Annotated in this window: 1 protein-coding gene; it reads left to right on the top strand. The window is 76.1% G+C overall.

All coding sequences use genetic code 11. The features are described 5' to 3' along the window. Positions 1-355: MBL fold metallo-hydrolase (locus ACLBXO_RS31805; protein ID WP_447687927.1), on the top strand; the 355-nt coding region annotated here is incomplete at both ends.

Here is a 355-nt window from a genome sequence, read left to right on the forward strand (position 1 = left end):
CCGGGGCGTCAACGATCGGCGGATGGCGCTGTGGTGCGCCTTCGTGATCACCTCGCCCCGCGGCGTGCACTACCATGTCGGCGACACCGGCTTCGGCGGCGGCGCGCTCTTCTCCGACGTGAGGGCCCGCTTCGGGCCGCCGCGCCTCGCGACGCTGCCGATCGGCGCCTACGAGCCGCGCTGGTTCATGCAGGCGCAGCACGTCGACCCGGCCGAGGCCGTGAAGGTCCTCACCCTGCTCGGCGCCGAGCAGCCCCTCGGCCACCACTGGGGCACGTTCCAGCTCACCGACGAGGGCGTCGAGCGGCCCGCCGAGGCCCTGGCGGCGGCCCTCGGCGGGGCCGGCATCCCGGCC

It is taken from the genome of Methylobacterium sp. C33D (assembly GCF_053345825.1).